Annotated in this window: 15 protein-coding genes and 2 pseudogenes; 12 read left to right on the forward strand and 5 right to left on the reverse strand. The window is 70.5% G+C overall.

All coding sequences use genetic code 11. The annotated features are described in order from the left end of the window. Window positions 1-65: 65 nt before the first annotated feature. The 4 genes and pseudogenes from IE198_RS04635 to IE198_RS04650 form a co-directional block, all read left to right on the forward strand. A pseudogene (locus tag IE198_RS04635) lies at window positions 66-236 on the forward strand (MFS transporter); the annotation flags it as partial. A 274-nt stretch (window positions 237-510) separates the two neighbouring features. After that, on the forward strand, window positions 511-1956 hold the full coding sequence (locus tag IE198_RS04640) for an acyl-CoA synthetase (protein WP_189882959.1): 1446 nt from the start codon (window positions 511-513) through the stop codon (window positions 1954-1956). Beyond that, window positions 1949-3541 carry a carboxyl transferase domain-containing protein gene (locus IE198_RS04645; protein WP_189882961.1) on the forward strand — a complete coding sequence of 531 codons (1593 nt, stop codon included), beginning with the start codon at window positions 1949-1951 and terminating at the stop codon, window positions 3539-3541. The genes IE198_RS04640 and IE198_RS04645 overlap by 8 nt, the downstream gene beginning before the upstream one ends. A gap of 425 nt (window positions 3542-3966) precedes the next feature. Continuing rightward, window positions 3967-4755: a VOC family protein gene (locus tag IE198_RS04650; RefSeq protein WP_189882963.1), complete on the forward strand. Its 789-nt coding sequence runs from the start codon at window positions 3967-3969 to the stop codon at window positions 4753-4755. Here IE198_RS04650 and IE198_RS04655 read toward each other — a convergent pair. After that, on the reverse strand, window positions 4748-6682 hold the full coding sequence (locus IE198_RS04655) for an RICIN domain-containing protein (protein ID WP_189882965.1): 1935 nt from the start codon (window positions 6680-6682) through the stop codon (window positions 4748-4750). The two genes, IE198_RS04650 and IE198_RS04655, sit on opposite strands and share 8 nt — an antisense overlap. Window positions 6683-7125: 443 nt before the next feature. Between IE198_RS04655 and IE198_RS04660 the strand changes: the two genes are divergently transcribed. Then, the gene (locus tag IE198_RS04660) at window positions 7126-7539 is read left to right on the forward strand and encodes a VOC family protein (protein WP_189882967.1); all 414 of its coding nucleotides are present in this window, start codon (window positions 7126-7128) and stop codon (window positions 7537-7539) included. Between the two features lie 450 nt (window positions 7540-7989). After that, the gene (locus IE198_RS04665) at window positions 7990-8682 is read left to right on the forward strand and encodes a histone deacetylase (RefSeq protein WP_189882969.1); all 693 of its coding nucleotides are present in this window, start codon (window positions 7990-7992) and stop codon (window positions 8680-8682) included. A 234-nt stretch (window positions 8683-8916) separates the two neighbouring features. Here the strand turns inward: IE198_RS04665 and IE198_RS04670 are convergent, their stop codons facing one another. After that, window positions 8917-9159, reverse strand: a complete 243-nt coding sequence (locus tag IE198_RS04670) for a hypothetical protein (protein WP_189882971.1) — start codon at window positions 9157-9159, stop codon at window positions 8917-8919. Further along, the gene (locus tag IE198_RS04675; RefSeq protein WP_189882972.1) at window positions 9129-9839 is read right to left on the reverse strand and encodes an MFS transporter; all 711 of its coding nucleotides are present in this window, start codon (window positions 9837-9839) and stop codon (window positions 9129-9131) included. Before IE198_RS04675 ends, IE198_RS04670 begins: the two co-directional genes overlap by 31 nt. 341 nt (window positions 9840-10180) lie before the next feature. On the opposite strand from IE198_RS04675, the gene IE198_RS04680 reads away from it, so the two are divergent. Together IE198_RS04680 and IE198_RS36540 are read left to right on the forward strand one after the other, a co-directional pair. Next, complete coding sequence (locus IE198_RS04680; protein ID WP_189882974.1) at window positions 10181-10510, forward strand: trypco2 family protein; 330 nt, start codon at window positions 10181-10183, stop codon at window positions 10508-10510. Window positions 10511-10637: 127 nt separating this feature from the next. Beyond that, entirely contained in the window at window positions 10638-14075 is a 3438-nt protein-coding gene (locus tag IE198_RS36540; RefSeq protein WP_373299771.1) for an acyl carrier protein, read from the forward strand. A gap of 146 nt (window positions 14076-14221) precedes the next feature. Here the strand turns inward: IE198_RS36540 and IE198_RS04690 are convergent, their stop codons facing one another. Both IE198_RS04690 and IE198_RS04695 read right to left on the reverse strand, forming a co-directional pair. Continuing rightward, window positions 14222-16810, reverse strand: coding sequence for an ATP-binding protein (locus tag IE198_RS04690; RefSeq protein WP_189882977.1), 2589 nt, complete (start codon window positions 16808-16810; stop codon window positions 14222-14224). A 32-nt stretch (window positions 16811-16842) separates the two neighbouring features. After that, window positions 16843-17244 carry a hypothetical protein gene (locus IE198_RS04695; RefSeq protein ID WP_229833744.1) on the reverse strand — a complete coding sequence of 134 codons (402 nt, stop codon included), beginning with the start codon at window positions 17242-17244 and terminating at the stop codon, window positions 16843-16845. Between the two features lie 375 nt (window positions 17245-17619). Here IE198_RS04695 and IE198_RS36545 point away from each other — a divergent pair. The 4 genes and pseudogenes from IE198_RS36545 to IE198_RS04715 all read left to right on the forward strand — a co-directional run. After that, window positions 17620-17709 (forward strand): annotated as a pseudogene (locus tag IE198_RS36545) (IS3 family transposase); the annotation flags it as partial. Next, window positions 17709-18032 (forward strand): hypothetical protein, encoded by a 324-nt coding sequence (locus IE198_RS36550; protein WP_373299772.1) that lies wholly within the window; start codon window positions 17709-17711, stop codon window positions 18030-18032. The pseudogene IE198_RS36545 and the gene IE198_RS36550, both read left to right, overlap by 1 nt. A gap of 26 nt (window positions 18033-18058) precedes the next feature. After that, window positions 18059-18400, forward strand: a complete 342-nt coding sequence (locus IE198_RS04710; RefSeq protein ID WP_189883651.1) for a hypothetical protein — start codon at window positions 18059-18061, stop codon at window positions 18398-18400. Further along, complete coding sequence (locus tag IE198_RS04715; RefSeq protein ID WP_189882981.1) at window positions 18376-18741, forward strand: hypothetical protein; 366 nt, start codon at window positions 18376-18378, stop codon at window positions 18739-18741. Before IE198_RS04710 ends, IE198_RS04715 begins: the two co-directional genes overlap by 25 nt. Window positions 18742-19626 lie beyond the last annotated feature (885 nt).

Genomic DNA, 19626 nt, shown 5'->3' on the forward strand with positions numbered 1-19626 from the left:
GCGCCGGGTACCGCAATGCGGGCACGGCCACGATGGGGCTCACTTGGACGTTCTGGGCACGGAAACAGCCGCAGATCGGCAGCGTCACCGGCATCGTCGGTTCGACGGGCGGGCTCGGCGGGTTCGTGCCACCGCTGGTGGTGATGGGTGCGATCCACAGCGCCAAGCGCTTGTACCCGGTCGGCTTCATGCTGCTGTCCGACCTGGCACTGGCCGGATGCGTGTACGTCGTAGGGGCGGATGCGCGACGTCCCGTCGGCAGCGGCCGGTGCCCCTCCGGCGCCCGTCGCACAGGCTCGATGGCACGGGTCCGCCGCCCGGCCGTCCTCCCCCTGGACGACCGGCCGGGCCGCGGCTCCGTGCGTCCGATCTTGCCGGGTCCGCCGGGTCCGGCGCATCGTTCCCCGGAAGGAGCCGCCCGCTGCGGCGGCTCCGCCGCACGGAGGAGACAATGACGGCCGCGGGAGACCACGCAGAGCGCGGCACGCGAGACCACCAGGAGGTCGACGAGTGAGTTCCCTCTTCCCAGCGCTGGCGGCCACGGCCGCCGGCACCGACCGGGTCGCCCTGCGGTTCGGGGAACGGTCCCTGACATACGGGCAGTTGCGCGGCGCGGCGGGCGCCCTGGCGCTGCGGATCGGCGGGGCCGGCCGGGTCGCGCTGTGGGCCACGCCGACGATGGAGACCGCGATCGGCGTGGTGGCGGGCCTGCTGGCCGGCGTACCGGTCGTGCCGCTGAACCCGAAGACCGGTGAGCGGGAACTGGCGCACATCGTCGCGGACAGCGCGCCGGCCGTCGTGCTCGCCGGGCCCGGCGACGAACTGCCTGCGGCGCTCCGCGCGTTGGAGCGCATCGACATCACCGCCTCCGGCTCCGCCGGTGCACTGCCCCCCGAGCCCGCCGCCGGCTCCGCCGCACTGATCGTCTACACCTCCGGCACCACCGGCCCGCCCAAGGGGGCGGTGCTGCCGCGCCGGGCGGTCGCCACGACACTGGACGCGCTGGAGGACGCCTGGCAGTGGAGCCGCGACGACGTCCTGGTCCACGCCCTGCCGCTGTTCCATGTGCACGGGCTGATCCTCGGCATCCTCGGCCCGCTGCGCCGTGGCGGCGAGGTACGCCACCTCGGCCGCTTCACCCCGCAGGGCGTGGCGCGGGAGCTGAACTCCGGCGGCACGATGCTCTTCGGTGTGCCGACGATGTACCACCGCCTCGCCGAAGAGCTCGCCCAGGACGCCGAGTTGACGAAGGCACTGGCCGGCGCGCGGCTGCTGGTGTCCGGGTCGGCCGCACTGCCGCTGCCCGACCACGAGCGCATCGCCGCGGCGACCGGGCGCCGGGTCGTGGAGCGGTACGGGATGACCGAGACCCTGATGAACACCAGCGTCCGCTTCGACGGCGAGGCCCGTCCGGGCACCGTCGGCGTGCCGCTGCCGGGAGTCTCGCTGCGGCTCGTCGAGGAGGACGGCACGGAGATCGCCGCCCTGGACGGCGAGACGATCGGCGAGATCCAGGTACGGGGCGACAACCTCTTCACGGAGTACCTGAACCGCCCCGACGCGACGGCCGCCGCCTTCGACGGCGGCTGGTTCCGCACCGGCGACATGGCCGTGCGGGAACCGGACGGGTACGTGCGCATCGTCGGGAGGAAGGCCACCGACCTGATCAAGAGCGGCGGCTACAAGATCGGAGCCGGTGAGATCGAGAACGTACTCCTCGACCACCCGGCCGTTCGCGAGGCGGCGGTGACGGGCGAGCCCGACGCGGACCTGGGCGAGCGCGTGGTCGCCTGGATCGTGGCGGCCGATCCGCGGACCCCGCCGTCCGCGGAGGAGTTGGCGGACCATGTAGCCGCCCAGCTCGCCCCGCACAAACGGCCGCGGGCGGTCCGGTTCCTGGACGTCCTGCCGCGCAACGACATGGGCAAGATCATGAAGCGGTCCCTCCATGGCTGAGCGCATGTCCGCCCGCGAAGCGATCGCGCTGGTCTGCGACGCCTTCACCGAACAGGAGCTCGCCGACCTGCCCGCCACGGACGACGGGCCGCTCGGCTGGGCGGGCTACGGCGCGCAGCGGGCCCGCGCGTCCCGCCGGACGGGCTCGGCGGAGTCCGTCGTCCACGGCACGGCCACCCTCGGCGGTACCCGATGCGTGCTGATCTCCTTCGAGTTCGGCTTCCTGGGCGGCTCCCTCAGCGAACGGGCCGGGGACCGGCTGGAGGCCGCGTACACGCTGGCGCGTGAACACCGGCTGCCGCTCGTCTCGTTGATCGCGACGGGCGGCAGCCGGATGCAGGAAGGCATGGTCGCGCTGTCCCAGCTGCAACGGGTGGCGCGCGCCTCCGCGCTGCTGCGCGAGGCGGGGGTCGCACACATCGCCGTGCTGCGCGACCCGACGACCGGCGGCGGCTGGGCCACCCTCGGCGCCGGCGCGGACGTCGTCCTGGCCCTCCCCGGCGCCCAGGTCGGCTTCGCCGGCTCCCGCGTTCGCCCGTCCGACGCGGACCCCGCGGCGTACACGGCAGAGGGCCAACTCGCCGCCGGCCAGATCGACGCGATCGTCCGGCCCGAGTCGCTGCGCGACACACTGACTTTCTGGGTGACCGCGCTGGGCACGGACGGGCCTTCCGACCTGGCCGGGCGAGCAGGCACCCCCGGCACAGCCGCGGCCACCGGGCCGGACGACGGCACCACCGGCACGCCGCCGGCCGAGCCGCCGACCGGGGCAGAGCCGTCGGGCACCATCGCCGCCGCCCCGACCGATGTGCGTGGCCGGGCCGGGGCGGCCGCCGGGGTGACGGGAAGCCTCAGCGGCGGCCCGTCGGCCGGTGCGACCGCCCAGGGCCCTGCGGACGGGGCAGGCGGGACGGGCAGCAGCAGGCCGCAGGCCGTCGCGCCGCCGCGGGCTCTCGGCGGGGGTGGGGAGCTGCCGCGCAGTGGGTGGGACGCGGTGCGGCAGGCGCGGGCGGCGGGGCGGCCGCGGGCGGATGCCTACCTGGACGACTACTTCACGCGCCGTGAGCCGCTCCGCGGCGACCGGTGCGGCGGCGACGACCCCGGGATGTTGTGCGGCGTCGGTCTACGGGACGGGCGGCCCGTGGCGTACGCCGCGCAGTGCGGGACGGCGACGACGCCCGCCGGGTACCGCACGGCGGCCCGCGTCATCCGGCTCGCCGACCGGCTGGGGCTGCCCGTGCTGACGCTCATCGACACGCCCGGCGCCGCCAACGGCGCGGACGCCGAGCGCAGCGGCGCAGGCTCGGCGATCGCGGAGCTGTTCGGGGCCGTGGCCGCCGCACGGACGCCGCTGACCAGCCTGCTCATGGGCGAGGGCGGCTCGGGAGGCGCGCTGGCGCTCGCCGCGCCCGGCAACACCTGGGCCACACCGGACAGCTACTTCTCCGTCATCGCGCCCGAACTCGCCGCCGCGATACTCAAGCGCGCCGCCGACCAGGTGCCGCACACGGCGGACCAGTTGCGGCTGCGGCCGCAGGACCTGGTGGAGCTGGGCGTCGTACGGGGCATCGTGGGACCCGAGTAGCGGCGGGAGGCCCGGTCCGGCCGATCGCTCCGTACCGGGCCTCCTCTTTGCCCGCGGGCTGCTTCACACCCGCCGCACGGGTGGTTTCGCTGCTTCGGCGAGCCGGCCTTGTCGTCCTTCGCAAAGGCCGAGATGTACCGCGGGACGCGGACCGCTTCCCCGGCCGGGGACCGGCCCCGCACGCCGTCGAGTTCCACGGCCTGCCACGTCGTGCCTCGTCGAACGAGACCTCCAGCATCCCCGCCGATCCGGCCGGTGTCCGCCGCGACCTCGACGTACTCGGCGGGTACGTGTCATGGCGGCCACCTGCCGGGGCCCGCGCGTTCGCCCGCGACGCGCCCCCTCCGCCGCGCCTGACGGGCGGCGGGTGGCTCGGGCGCCTAGCGTGCGCAGGAGAGACCGACGGGCAGGGAGGTTGGGAGACGATGGCAGCGCACACCGAAGGCACGCCCTGCTGGGTCGATGCGATGTTCCCCGACATGGACGCCGCGAAGCGCTTCTACGGCGAGTTGCTCGGCTGGACCTTCGACGAGGGCTCGCCGGAGTTCGGCGGATACACGCAGGCTTTCTCCGGCGACAGTGCCGTGGCGGCCGTCGTGCCGCGGATGCCCGGGACCGGCGGGCCGCCGGCCTGGAACCTGTACCTCGCCTCCCCCGACGTCGCGGCCACCGCCGAGCGGATCCGGGACAACGGCGGCGCGCTGCTGATGGACCCGATGCCGGTCGGCCCCTTCGGCACCATGGTCACGGCGGAGGACCCCAGCGGGGTCTTCTTCAGCGTGTGGCAGCCGGGCAGCCACACCGGGTTCGGCAAGACGAACGCGCCCGGTGCGTACTGCTGGGCGGAGGTCACCACCAGGGACGTGGAACACGCGGACCACTTCTTTCCGGCCGTCTTCGGCTACGAGGCGAAGCAGATGCGTCACGAGTCCGTCGATTTCAGCCTCTGGCAGCTCGGCGGCGAGCCGGTCGCGGGCCGGTTGCGGATGACCGAGGACTTCCCGCCCGACACCCATCCGTACATCAACGTCTACTTCGGGGTCGAGGACTGCGACGCGGCGATCGCCACCGTCACCCGGCTGGGCGGCACAGTGCGACGGGGGCCGGCGGACAGCCCCTACGGGCGGTGGGCGTCGGTCACCGACCCGCAGGGTGCGGCCTTCTCCCTCATCGACCTCGCCACGGCCGTCGGAGAACTGCCCGAGTTCACCTGACCCGGCCGGCCTGTCCGACCGGGGTCGCCCGGGGATCGGGCCCCGCGGCTGCGCCGGTGGGAGTCCCGCTCACGACAGCGGTCACCAAGGGCGGACGGCTGTGCTGGGTCTCCGGGCCGGGTGGCGTGTCGTCGGCCCGGCGCACACTGCCGTCGGCAGCACCCCCCGGCGCCTCGCCCGGCCTCCCGTCCCCCGTTGCGCCCGGCGCGACACCGGAAGGAGACCCGCCGGGCACATCATGGACACCCGGTACGTCCCCCGGCTCCGGGCAGGTCTCGGGTACGCAGTGGTCGACCCGGGCGGGCGGGACGTTGACCTCCTCCGCGTACGGCGTGGTCGCGTGCGTGCCCGACTGCTGCTGCGGTCCCGTGCGCGCGGCATCGGTCCGCCAGACCTGGGCGGGTGACTCGTCGCGGACCTTGACCACCACGGCCGTGCCCGGCTCGGCCGACACGGGCACCACGGCCAGCCGGTCGTTCCAGCGCGGGATCACCTGGCCCTGGATGGTCAGGTCGTATCGGACGTCCCCGGCGTCGGGGGCGGTGCGGCTGGTGCAGCCGTCCAGGGCGACGATGCCGTCGAGTCCGTGGGAGTTCAGGCACAGCGCGGGCGCGGCCGAGCTGCGGAGCCGGCCGTCGGTCTCGTACACCCACTGCTGGGTGGGCGCCGAGGAGCAGGTCGACATGACCGCCTCGGAGCCTGCGGTCGGCTCGCGGTCGGCGATGTCGAGGCAGAGGGCGGCCTCGACGTTGCGGAGCCGGGTGCTCAGCGGCCCGGCCGGGAAGTCGGCCGAGGTGGCCGACGGATCGGGCTCGGATGCCGACGGGGCGGGCGTGCCGGTCCCCGAGGCGGGCGGGGCGGTTCCGGTGACGGCGCCGCTGGGGACGGCCGGGCCCGCATGGTCCTCGTCGCCCGGCCACAAGGCCGACGCGAGGGTGATGACGAGCAGGCCGGTCACGGCCGCGGCGGCCCCCACGGCCAGCGCTCCGGGCGCGACCCCGACCGCCGCCATCCGCCTGCCCCGCAGGGCGAGACCGCGCAGGGTCCCCGGGCCCGTACCGCGTGAGTGCCGGCCACCGCCGCGCGGGGTCCCCGTCCCGGGCCGCGTCGCGGCCCCTCCCTCGGCGCGGGCCTTGCGCCGCCGCCCGGGGCGTGATTCGAGGTACTGCTGGGCCGACCCGCCGAGCAGCGCCTCCGCGAGCAGCACACCGAGGCGTCCGTGGGACTGCCGGAGCTGGTCGGCGGCGAAGCGGCAGTACGCGCACTCCGAGAGATGCACCTGGATGTCGGGGATCAGCGCACCACCTCGGCGCAGCGAGATGTCGAGGAGACGGTTGTAGTGCCTGCACTCGGCGGTCGGGGCGTGTTCCCGGTGGACCCGTACACAGGTCTGCCGGAACTGTTCGCGCGCGTGCTCGAGTTGGTCGGAGGCGGCACGTGGATCAATACCCAACAAACCAGACGGTATGGATATGCCCTCGCCCTCGGCCTCCGCATGCCAGAGCAGAACCTGGGCGGTCATCGGCATTGCATGGAAAGCACGGGAGACCAACTGCCTATTCTCCTTCGGGCCTTCCGGATTACTGAGCCCGGTCACCACCGCCGAGACCCGTTGGTCACCCGCCCAGGCCTTGGCGATATGACGGACGGTCACCAGAAGATGCGGCCGCAGCGCGCCGACAGCCCCACCTCGCGCCAGATTCTCCAACAGTTGTGCGAAAGCGGCGGTGGTCAGCATGGAGGCAGTTCTGTTCGACGCCGCACACATCGCGGCGTAGTCGAACACGGACTGCCAGTGCCGGGCGAGCAGCGTGGCCACCGGCTGGATCTCCTGGGCCCCGCCACCGGCCTGAAGGGCGGCTGCGAACTCCTCGTCACTGACGCCGGGGGCGCGGCCGGACTGCGAGGAGGGGGCGATTCCTGGCATGCGGGGATCTTGCATCGACGTCTTTCCATCCATGGCAATGCGGTGGGGGGTTGCTGCGTGCGATCGAAGGGAGTGCGCCAGTTGGTACATACCTTCGAACGGGCGGTTCGGAGTCTTTTGGAGTTGGCCGCCACAGTGAAATTCGAACGGTTGATCCGGGCAGCGCTGTTCGGTTGTGAGGCAGCTCACCCTTACACAACTGGCCTGCCAGGAACAAGAGTTCTGGAACTCCGAGCAATCACGACGCGCCGGTCAAGACACCTTCCGAGCGGGGACACCGCTTTCTGGAACTCGAGTAAGTACAACAATGCAGAAGCATTACGACGGCCCTGCTTGACGAAGTCGCCGCAGACGTCCGTCCGCAGCCGCGCGTGTGGCGCCGATGAGCAGGACCCGGGCATTTACCCTGCGAGAACCGGCCCATCGAACAAAAGGATCAGATCGTGCCATCTCGCCTCAACCCCTACATCAGCTTCGACGGCAACGCACGGGAGGCCATGGAGTTCTACAAGAGCGTCCTCGGCGGCGACCTGCGACTGAACACCTTCGGCGATTTCGGCGGGCAGGCGCCCGGCCAAGCCGACAAGATCATGCACGGGATGCTCGAGAACGACCGCGGGTTCACCCTGATGGGAGCCGACACCCCGCCCGGCATGGAGCACAAGCCCGGCAACAACTTCGCGGTCAGCCTCAGCGGCGAGGACGCCGACGAGCTCCGCGGCTACTGGGAGAAGCTCTCCGCCGGCGGCACGGTGAACGTCCCGCTGGAGAAGCAGATGTGGGGCGACACGTTCGGCATGTGCGTCGACCGGTTCGGCATCTCCTGGATGGTCAACATCAACGAGAGCCGGCCCTGAGCCACCCGACCTCCCGTGCCTGGGCCGCCCCGCGCGCCAGGCACGGGCAGGTGCCTTCAGGAATCGGTCACCCGACACCCCGTGCACACTCGATGAATACGCCTCACGATTTCGGATCCGGCTGTCCCCACGGCCGATCGGCCTGTTTCGATCTTTGAAAGAAACGTCACCTCGAACTCGACCTCTCCGGGCGCGTCACCTTGATCACGCCTGCGGGGTCGCACTCGGCCGCTGGGCGGTGTGGCACGACGGCGGCCGGCCGGAAACGGGCCGCCATCCGCCCCCGCGCCGGCCGGGAACGCCGCCCGCTGACCGGGCCCCCGGACCCGGTACCACCATCCGGCGCCGCTGCGGGCCCGGGCGAACCCCCCCGTCCCTCCGGCGGTGGTACTCACGGGTGTACGCCGATGCCCCCGGGGCACCACCCCTACGCACCCCGCGGAGCCGTTCTTGGCCACCGTCCACCGCCTCACTCCCGCCCGGCCCGGGCAGCTCCACCCCCGGGACCGGATCTGGTACGCGTCGTACGGCTCGAACATGGACGCCGCCCTACTGCGGTACTACCTCCGCGGCGGCAGGCCGCCCGACGCCGCACGAACCTTTCCGGGATGCCGGGACCAGCGCCCGCCGCTGCGCTCGGAAGCGATCGAGTTCCCGGGCCGTATGTACTTCGCGACGGAGTCACCCGTCTGGCGCGGCGGCCGGGCCTTCTATGACTCCGCCGCCGCCGGGCGCGTGTGGGGCCGCGCCCACCTCATCACCGCCGGGCAGTTCTCCGACATCGCCACCCAGGAGATGTACGCACCCCCGGGGACGGACCTCGACTTCGCCGAAGTGCTCGCCGACGGCAGAGCGGTCCTCGGCCCCGGCCGCTACCAGACCCTGGTGCTCCTCGGACACGTCGACACCGTCCCGGTGCTCACGTTCACCGCGCCGTGGCGTCTGACGGAAGTGCCCTGGACCAAGCCGACCAGCCGGTACCTGCTGCATCTGGCCCGCGGGCTGCTCACGGACGCGGTACGAGACGCCTCCGCCGTGGCGCGCTATCTCTCGCGCTGCCCCGGGGCGGCGGATGCCTGGACCCTCGACGAGCTCGCCGCCTTGATCGCGGAGCTCGGACCGGGCCCCGCACGGGGCAGCTGATCGCGCCGCCCGTCCGTCGCACGGGACCGATCGAGTGATTCGCCGGCGGCGCAGCTCGTGCCCCGACCGATGGAGAGACGTTTCCCCTGCCCCGGGGACCGACGCCCCCGATGACCACATGACCCAGCCGGCCGGGCAACTCCTCGACGCGCGGCTGCCCGCCGTCCACTGAGCCTGCCGACCGGGCACGGGTCCCGTAACGAGAGGCGGGACCCAGCCGGTTCGACCAGTGCCTCACCGGGGGGCGGCGGCTCGAGGCAGTAGGAGGACCACCACGACACCAGCCGCCGCGAACAGGGAGCCGAGCACGAACACGACAGTGAAGGCGCGCCCGCCCGGCAGCGGCGAGCCGGCAACCGCGTGGGCGCTGAGGATCGCTGTGGCGACCTGGGTCCCGATGACACCGCCGACCGTACGGACGGCGGTGTTGAGGCCGTTGGCGGTGGCTATCGCATGCCCCGGAGCGAAGCGGACCACGAGCGACGGCAGTTCCGCGAAGCTGAGACGGCGCCCGTTCCCAGCAGCAGGGAATCGGCGAGCACCTGCACCGGCGTGGCGTGCCACCGTGCCAGCGCCAGGCTTCCGGCAAGCACCAGTGACAGTCCTGCGAGCAAGGGAGCGCGGTGGCCGAAGGTCCGCTCGAGCGCCGGTACGAGCGGTGCCACCAGAACCTGAAGCAGCGCCGAGGGGAGCATGAGCAGGCCCGCGGCGGTCATGGTGAAGCCGAATCCCCGTGCGGTGCCCTCCGGCCCGTGCGTCGGCAATTGGGCCAGCGTCGGCACGAGGAGGAAGAAGATCAGGGCCGCGGCGTAGAAGAGCGCCGCGGCACAGTGGGTCAGCAGCATCGGCCTGTCGAGGAAGACACGCGGTTCGAGCAGCGGGTGCGGTGTGCGCTTCTCGGCCACCGCCAGGGCGGTCAGGAACACGCCAGCCGTAATGAAGAGGCCGAGCACGGGGGCGGACAGCCACCCCGCATGTGGGCCCTGGGTGATCGCGAGGAGCAAGGCCACCAGGCCGAGCGAGAGCAGGACGGTCCCCAGCACGTCCTGGGGTTCGTCCCGGCGCCCCGTGTCGTTGGGGATCCACCGGGCCACCAGCACAAAGGCGACCGCGATGACGCCGGCGAGTACGGCGAACATCCCCTCCATGAGGCTCACCGAGGAACGTCCCCGACGCACAGCGTGGACGGGAAGGACACCCAAGGGACGCGATGCGTGCGGTGCGGGACAGCGGTGGCGCCCGGCCCAACGCCGACGCCCGGCAGGGGTGCGGTCACCGCTGCCCGTCACACGTGCGGGCCCCGCACGGCGATCGGAAGGCCGCGGGCGCCGGCTCAACCGCAGGGTGCTGCCGTTGAGGGGCGCTGTACATGATGCCGGGGCGACGGTTTACCGGGGCGGCGGTTCGCGGATCGGGCTGTGCGGCGTAAGTCCAGCCGTCTACGCTGACAGACAAAACAAACTGATGCGGCATCAGGAACAAAAGGGGGCGGGGTTCGGTGGACATTCCGCTGGTGGATGCGGTGGCGGCAGTGCGCGATGAGCTGCTGGCAGCCGCAGCGCAGGGCACGGACCAGGAGATCGCATTCGCGGTGGGGCCGGTCGAGATGGAGTTCCAGGTCGAGATGCGTGCCGACGGAAAGGCGAAAGGGGGCTTCAGGCTGTGGGCGGTCTCGGCGGAGACCGAAGCGGGGGTCTCACGGGGCCGGACGCACAGGGTCGCGTTCACTCTGACGCCGAGGAGCGTCAATGGCGAGGACCTGCTCGTGAGTGGTTCGCCGAACCGTTCTGCCGGACCGGGTGACACAAGCCGGCGTATTGCGCACTGAGGGATGCATCGGTGACGGGCGGTCGGTCGGCACCGGAGTAGGGGGGCAGACGGTGGACGAGGCGAGACTTGTGGCGGTCAACGGGCCAGGCGGGCCGGGGTCAGGGTACTCGGTGGGGCCGCGGCTGGTGCTCACCTCGGCACATGTCGCGGCCGGGGAGGACGGGCGGGTACGTGTTTTCCACCCGGGCGGCGACCGGGAGTTCGTCGGCGAGACGGTGTGGCGCGGGACGCCGGGCAGTCTCGACGACGCCGCACTGGTCCTGGTCACCGACGACGGCTGGCGGCTGCCGCCCGGGGCGGGGGTTCGCTGGGGCCGTCTGGTGACCTCCCGACCAGGCCAGGAATGTGAGACGTGGGGCGTGCCCGACTTGGTCCAGCGGCCCAGGACGGCGGTTGAGGCCAGTCAGCAATGCGGCCACGTGAACCCGGGCAGCGGCTTCGTCAACAACCAGTACGTCATGGACCTGACGGCACACCCGCCGAGCTGGCCGTCTGGCATCTCCTCGCCGTGGGGTGGCTTGTCGGGCGCCGCGATGTTCTGCGACCGACTGCTGACCGGTGTGGTCCTCGCGGAGTCGGCGCACTCCGGGCATGCCGCGCTGAAGGTCGTTCCTGCCTACGTACTGCACCACGACGCGTCGTTCCGTGCCGTCCTGGCCGCCCACGGGGCAGGCCCGCAGCCGCTTGAGGCGGTGGAGTTCCAGGATCTGGCCGCCGTGGAGGCCGCACCCGCCCGCGGTCTGCGGTCGCCCGCGGCCCTGCTCACGGCGGACCGGCAGACGGTGCCCTTCCGCGGCCGCGCGGAGCTGATGGACCGGCTGGAGGCTTGGTGCGGCCTGGGCGGGTTCGGCACCTGGCTCCTGCACGGGCCCGGCGGTCAGGGCAAGACCCGGCTCGCCCGCCATCTTGCCGGCACTCTCGCGGCCGAGGGCTGGGCCGTGCTGTGGCCGCACGCCGAGGGCACCGCCTCCGAAGTGCGGGCCCTGCGGCACGCTGCCAAGCCCATGCTGGTCGTCGTCGACTATGCCGAGGCACGCACGGGGCAGCTCGCCGGGCTGGTGGAGGCCGCCGCCGAGCACGGCGGCGGCACCCCGTTCAAGATCCTGTTACTGGCCCGGACGGCCGGTGACTGGTGGAGCCGGGCGCAGACCCTCAGCAGCATCACGGAGGACTTCCTGGAGGGCACCCCGGTAGTCGCCGTTCCTCCGCTTGATCCCGATCCGTCGGACCGCTTCGATGCCTACAGAGGCGCAGTGCGGGCGTTTGCCGCTGCACTTCCGCAGGTCGAGGGCTACGAGCATCGCGACTGGCCGGTCCTGGCTGAGGCACTCCCCACTCCGCGGCTCACCCGGGAGGGCATGGGCAATGCGCTGACCCTGCAGATGACCGCGCTCGCCGACCTGCTCGACCAGGCAGAAGTGCCGGCCGTCGTCACCGCGGCGGCACCGCGCCAGAGCGTGGAGAAACGACTGCTCGGCCACGAGAGTCGCTACTGGGCTCGGACGGCCGAGGCCGGAGGCGTGACGCGAGGGCTGACCGAGGTCACCCTGCATGACTCGGTCACCGCCGCCCTGCTCGTTGGTGCCGCCGACCGTGAACAGGCCGACGGGACCCTGCGGCGCGTTCCGACGCTGGCGGATCAGCCGCGCGACCGGCGGGATGCCGTCAGCTTCTGGTTGGCGGCGCTCTTCCCGTCCTCTGTCCCGGGCCGCCTGTGGGGCAGCCTCTACCCTGACCGTCTGGCCGAGCGATTCATCGGGCTGCGCCTCGAGGCCGATCCACTCTTGGCCGAGTGTCTGGCGTCGGCTGTGGACGATCTGCAGGCCACCCAACTGCTGACCGTCTACAGCCGCGCCGCGGCCCACCCCGACGTCCAGGGCCGCCTGGACGAGCAGCTGAGCGAGCTGTGCGTCCGGCACGGCGGCCGCCTGGCGCCGCAGCTCGTCGAGGTCGCCACCCAGACCGAGACTCCCGGCCCCCTGCTCGCGGCCCTGGAGCGGATCGCCGGCGACTTCGGAACGGACGACCTTCAGCGCCTTGTCGGCCTCCTCCCGCCGTCCAGCCGACGCCTCGCCGGCTGGGCCGCCGAGGCCGCCGGGCGGCTCGCGGACCGCTGCCGCGACCTCCCGCAGAACGCGCCGGGGCGGCTCCCGCGGCTCGCAAGAGCGCTGAACGAGCTTTCCAACCGGCTGAGCGATCTGGGACGGCAGGAGGAGGCGCTGGCCGCGGTGGAAGAGGCTGTCGATGCCTTCCGGCTGCTCGCTCGGGCCGATCCGGCGTCCCATCTGCACGATTTCGCCAAGGCCCTGAACAACCTGTCGAACCGACTGGGCGATCTGGGGCGGCGGGAGGATGCGCTGACCATCATCGAGATCGCTGTGAGAATTCGGCAACGGCTCGCCCAAGCATCGTTCGCGGAGCACTTCCCCGACTACGCGATGGCGCTGAACAACCTGTCCAGCCGGCTGGCTGAGCTGGGACGACACGAGGAAGCGTTGGAGACGGCCGAAAAGGCGCTGGGCGCCCATCGTCTGTTGGCCGAGATCGATCCCGACACCTACCGCCCCGACCTCGCCAAGATCACGAGCAACCACGCGGTCCGATTAGCCGCGATGGGGCGGCGGCAGGAGGCTCTGTCCACCCTCGAAAGCGTCCTGACCACCTGCCATGACCTCGCTGAGAGCCGCCCCGACGCGTACCTTCCGGACCTCGCCATGGTCCTCGGAAACGTGTCGATCGAGCTGGGCGCTCTCGGGCGGCACCAGGAGGCGCTGGCGGCCTCCGAGGAGGCCGTCGCCACCTACCGCTCGCTTGCCGGGAGCCAGCCCGGCGCCTACCTCCCGGGCCTGGCACGGGTGGTGAGCAACCTCTCCACCAGACTGCGCGCCGTAGGCCGGCACCAGGACGCACTGGACACGGCCGAACAGGCCGTCGCGATGTACAGGGGGCTTGCAGAGGTCCACCCCGACGCCTACCTGGCAGAACTCGCGACCGCGCTGGAGCTGCTGTTCATGCGGCTGGGTGTACTGGACCGGACGGACGAAGCCCTGGTCGCGGTCGTCCAGGCCGTGGCCCTCTACCGCGACCTCGCGGCCCGCCTCCCCGATGTCCACCTGCCGGACCTCGCCAGGAACCTGCACAGCCTCGCCACGGCTCTGGTCGCGCTTGGTCACCACCAAGGGGCGCTGGCCGCGGTCGAGGAAGCCATCGGGATCCGTCGGAACCTCGCTGCGGCGTCCCCCGGGGCACACGAGGCATCCCTCGCGATGTCGAGGGAACTGCGCGCCGAACTCGACACGCTCGTAGCCAGGCCCGCCCACGGCTCGGTCCGAACGGCCGTGATGCAGGTGATCGCCATCATCTCTGAGCAACTCGGGATCGACGAGGACGTAATCACTCCAGACGCCTCGCTCGTCGACGATCTGGGAGCAGACGAGTTGGACATGGTCGAGCTCTTCATGGCCATGGAGGACGAGTTCGAGATCGAGATCCCGGAAGAGCCCGTCAAAGGGGTGGTCACGGTCCGAGGGCTGGTCCACGCCGTGATGAGCCAACTGCTGTGACGAGGCGCTTGGGGCGAGCCTCCACCGCCGGCCGCTTCCGCGGTGGTCACGCGATGGCACCGCGTGGCCCTTGCACTTGATCACGGGAATGGCGTAGTGCAGGGGGTGCGGTACGTGGCGTGAACCCCCAGTAGAGCCTAATCGGATCATTTGCCGCGTTCGTCAAGCATGCCGGGCAGGAGGTCGGCGAGTTCACGCTGGATCTTCTCGGCTTCGGCCGCGCCGATACGCTCGAGAATCGAATGAGCATTCCGAAAATGATCGATCGCGACCACGGTCTCGCCTTCGTAGTGGGCGTGGCGACCGATCCCGGCGAGCGCGAGGGCTTCTTCGAACGGACTATTGAGGGAGCGCGCCAGGGAAAGTGCCAACTCGTGATGTTCAAGGGCCTGGGTGTGCCGGCCCGAAGCGAACAACAACTTCCCGATCTCGTTGAGGGTGGCGGCTTCCCCGAGGCTGTTCTCCATCTCGCGATAGAGGGTCAGCGACTGGTCAAGGAGTTCGGCGGCCAGAGTGAGGTCGCCGGTACGGACGTGCGCGGCGCCGAGGGCCCAGAGCACATCCGCCTCGCCGAGTGGGCTGTCCACGCATCGGCACACGACCAGGGCTTCTTCCAGGTACCTCACCGCCGCGTCATATTCCTCGGCGGACAAGTGTGTGACGCCCAAGTGGTAAAGCGCCTCCGACTCGTCGAACCGACTGCCCATCTCGCGGAAGACGGTCAGGGCCTCTGATTGTGCCTCGGCGGCGGCCTCATACCTGCCGGTGGTGCACCACACGGCGCCCAGCCAGTTCTGGGATTCCGCCATGCCTATGCGATTGCCGAGATCACGGTGAAGAGCCATCGCCTTCTCGAGCACCTCGGCCGCCACCGGGTAGTCATCGAGAAGCCAACGGACGAGGCCCAGATGGTGCAGAGCATTGGCCTGCCCAAGCAGATTCTCCACATCGCGGTAGAGCTTCAACGCCTGCTCCAGCAACTGCGATGCGCCAGAATAGTCGGACTGCCAGTACCGCACGATTCCGAGTTGGGTGAGGGCGTCGGCCTGCCCCTCCTGGTCGCCAAGATGGCGATACAGCGAAAGTGATCGCTCCAGGGCCTGTGTGGAAACTTCATGTTCGTTGGTCAGCTTATGGATGATGCCCAGGTGGCAGAGAGCGGACGCCTGCCCAGAGAGATCACTGACATCACGATAGAGCCCGAGCGCACAGTTCACCGCTTCACGTGCCTGCGGATAATCACCACTCAGGTACTGCACGGTCGCCAGTCGGATGAGGGCACGTGCCTGTTCGGGCGGGTCGGCGCTGCGCTGCGCTGCCGCCGTCGCGGCGCGGTGGATCTCGATGGCCCGGTCCCAGGGGCCTGCCTGCTGGAGATACCTGGCCATCGCCTCGGCGAATCGCACGACCCGCGGATGCTGACCATGCTGGATGGTGCGCTGAGCACAGGCCAGAAGGTTGGCGCGTTCGCTCTCCATCCACTTCAACGCTTCGGTGCGGCTCGCCAGATCGGGACAGCTTGGTGCTCCGGAGATTGACGGGATTCCCGCCCGGAGGGTATGGCCCAGCTGCCGGTCAGCGAGAGAGGCGGTTTGACGATAGTAATCGAACAGACGCCCCATTGCCTCTTCGTTGCCGGCTTCCCCGTCCGCCTCGGCGAGAGCGCGGGTGTAGTCACGAATCAGATCGTGCATGTGATAGCGCCCACGGCGCAGTTCGTCGATCAAATGGTCGTCGTACAGGGCGGCCAGATGACGGCGGGCTTGGCTACGAGGGACGCCGACCAGCGCCGCTGCGGCCCAGTCGTCGAGCTCCTCCCCCGGATGCAAGCCCAACCGTCGGAAGAAGAGCTTCCGATCGGCCGGGAGGTCCTGGTAGGACAGTTCGAATGTTGCGGCCACTGCGCTGTCTTCCGCTCGCAGTTCATCGAGCCTGGTCTGCGCATCCGCCATGTCCTCGATGAGGTCTCCGAGCAGCCACGAAGGATGGTGACGAAGCCTGCCGGCCAGCATGGAGACGGCCAAAGGAAGGCAGCCGCAGAGACGAACGAGGGCGTCGGCGTCGGCCTCCTCGCACGAGACGTCCCGGCCCGACAGCGTGCTCAGCAAGTTGATGGCTTCGTCGGGCGCGAGAGGGCCGAGCGAGATCGAGACCGCCCCGTCCAGGGCGCTGAGCCGCCGTCGGCTGGTCACGAGGTTCAGGCAGTTGTCGGTGCCGGGGAGCAACGGCTCGACCTGATGGTGGCCGGTCGCATTATCCAGAATGAGCAGTACCCGCTTGCCGGCGAGCCTGTCGCGCCACATTGCGGCACGAGCGTCCAACCCGGCAGGGATGTACTGCGCAGCCACCCCGGCGATGCTCAATAGCGAACCGAGCACGTCGACCGGCTCGACCGGAAGTTGTCCTGCACTATGGGCGTGCAGGTTCACGAACAGCGTCCCGTCAGGGAAGGCATCAGCCAGCAGATGTGCTGCTCGGACCGCGAAGGCGGTCTTTCCAACCCCTGGCATTCCATCGATCGCATAAACCGGGAGCGGCCCTCTGGACGCCGACGCATGACGCACAGCGTCGACGAGCTTCTGCAACTCCCCGTCACGGCCCTCGAATGCAAACGTATCCCGCGGGAGTGTATTGGTGACTGAGGCGGGCGCTGCCGGCAGGCCTTCGTAGATGTACTGGTCGCCGACCGCCTGGTAGATCCGGCTGCCATCTTCGGCGCCCGCCCGCAGGCTCACGTCCGGCTGGTCCTGTCCGCGCCTCCCGCCGTTCACCGTTCGGTGATGTGCTGATCGCGTCCTGCCTGGTAGACCCGGCCGTGGTCACGCGCAGTGGCCCTCAACTCGATGGAGGTGACCCCTTCCCGTTCCTCGGGTGTCAGATGCGGCGTGAGCGTCTCGTCCAACAGTCGCCGCAGCTCAGGCGCCAGCTCCGGGTTGTCACGCACCAGTTGCTGCATGCGCATCCGCCACACCCCGGCAAGGGCCTCCTCGGTCGTGTCGTCGCCTGCCTCGCGGGCCGCCAGCACCTCGGTCCGGGCCTGCGCCAGGTCGGCCTGCACCATCTCTGACTGATCAAGGCCACCACGCCGCCACAGCGCAACGACGCCCGCACGGGCGTGTTGCCAGGCGTCCGTGGCCATCGCCCCGACCAGCGCCGTTCCAGCCGCCACCACAACCGGGTCCATCGCGCCCCCACAATCCCCAGGCCGGTTCCTTACCTCCATACGCACAGTACACAGCGATGCTCACTGGGTTACCGCTTTCGAGGTATTGGGGTCTGCCGAACGAACGCCCCGACCCGGCCGTACATGTGTCGCGCGATCAGCTTTCTTCATGGCCGAGCTCGACCGGCCGCATTTGCGCTCGTAGCGTTCATCGACGAGCGCCGGGACCCCTTCGGCGGAGTCGAGCCGATCGCACCGTCCTCGCCCAGCGAGGTGTCAGCATCGCCCCTTCCACCTACTACGCGTTCAACAGCCGCCCGGCGTCGCCCCGTTCGGTCCGTGACGCACAGCTGACAGAGTTGATCTGGGAAGGTCCACGCGGACAACCACGGCGTCTACGGGGTCCGCAAGGTCTGGGCCGAGCTGAAACACCAGGACCACCAGGTGGCCCGTGCACGGTCCAGCGGCTGATGAGGTCCGAGGGCCTGTCCGGGGCCGTGCGGGGCAACAAGATCCGCACCACCGTCCCCGGCGAGCGGGCGATGCGGGCGCCGGACCTGGTGGACCGCGACTTCGTCGCCCCGGCACCGCCGGCCGGCCAGGTCCGCAACCGCACGCGGCGCGGCCGTGCCGGTGGCCGTCCGCCGGCTCTCGACCAGCAGGACTACAAGGCCCGACACGCGGTCGAGTGCGGGATCAGCCGCCTCACGCAGCACCGGGCCGTCGCGACCCGGTATGACAAGCTCGCCGTCCAGGCCACCGTCCAGATCGCCGCGATACACCAGTGGGTGTGAGCCACCGCCCCTCGTCCGGCCGTGCCATGCTGGGCCACCGAATTCGGCAGCACACGCATGGGGAGAGTTCAGTGGCCGCCAGGTACTACTGCGCTGACAGCGAGAACGGCGACCACGTCGACGACCCGTCAGAGGACGCCCTGTTCATGCTGATCGACGACCTCAACGACACGGACAACACCTTTGTCGTCATCCAACCCGACCAGGACGACCCCTCCTGGTTCGCTTCTGTCGCCGTCCTGAAAAACGGCGGATACGAGATCGTCCGCCGCGACACCACCCGCCACGAACACGACGTCGTCGTCGCGACCAGCACCGACCACATCGCAGGCGACCTCACCAAGTGGCTGGCCGCCCGCATTTCCTGAAGGTCTGGACACCGGAACCGACTGGTCAATTCCTCGACTTCGTCAAGGACGACTGGCTCTACGAGCTGTGGCGCGGCTTCATCTTCCTCGGCCCCCGTCGCGGCGAGAGGGCCGCGCTGCCCTGGAGAGGGGTCAGCACGACGCCCTGTGGCTGCGGATCTCCGGAACAGATCGTCGAGGTGGCCTGCAAACTGTACGGCGAAGCCCCGAAGGCCGACAGCGTCCGCGCCCTCAGGGCGACATCGCCGTCTTCTTCGCCCACGGCGCACGGCGCACGGCAGCCAGGTGAAGCCTGGGCTGTGGCAGGGCAGACCAACCGGACTCCGATCTTCTCGGCCTGATCACCCTGGCCGGCCGGGGCCAGGACGATGCCGTCAACGCGACCGTGACGTGGGTACGGGAGCACTGCACCGCGAACGGCCTGGAACTGGTCCGGGTTTCGAGACTTCAACGACCGCTACCCGGAGGCGCAGCGATCTGACTTCTCGCTCGACGCGCTTGACGCGGACCCTGTCCGCCGCGAGCTCGGGGGGCCAGGCTCGTGGGGAGCGTGTGCACACCGCCCTTGGTGATGACCGGAGCCGACGCGGGGAAGCCGGCGATCGCGTTTGTCCAGCGCCGTACCGATGTTGACGATGCTTCCGCCGCGGCCCTGCTCCCGCATCCTGCGCACCACGGCCTGGGTGGTCAGATAGGTCCCCTTGAGGTTGCCCGCCTGGTACCCGTCCAGCTGCTTCTCCGTGAGACAGCCGAGGCCGCCCATGACTGCACCTCGGTGCTACACATCCACATGCGTAACACCGTTTCGTCCGAACAGAATCCCGCCAAGCGCGCATATCGCTACGCCTTCATGGAGGCGGCACGGAACGCATTGGAGAACGGCCACCCTAGGATCAGGCACTGACCCTAGGGTGTTCTGGACTCCGGCCATGATCGCGATCACCACGAAACTGCGGCCAGAGCCGTTTCGCGCGGCTCATGCGCGAAGCCGGGCCTCGCCAACATCAGCCTCCGCCGGACTGGCAAGGCCTCACCTGTCGCGACCTGGACGCCGACCTGGCCCCTGACCTTTCGCCAACGCCAAGATCTCCTTCGCGTCAAGATCTCCTTCACTTTCTACAGCGAGCTCGCCGAGATCAAAGACGGGGGCGGCATAGCGTCGCGTCCACCATGGCCGTGCGCCCGTGAGCCCGCTTCCTCCTCCCCCGCTCCCCCGGCCCCAGATG

It is taken from the genome of Streptomyces xantholiticus (assembly GCF_014651015.1).
In the GTDB taxonomy this organism is placed as follows: Bacteria; Actinomycetota; Actinomycetes; order Streptomycetales; family Streptomycetaceae; genus Streptomyces; species Streptomyces xantholiticus.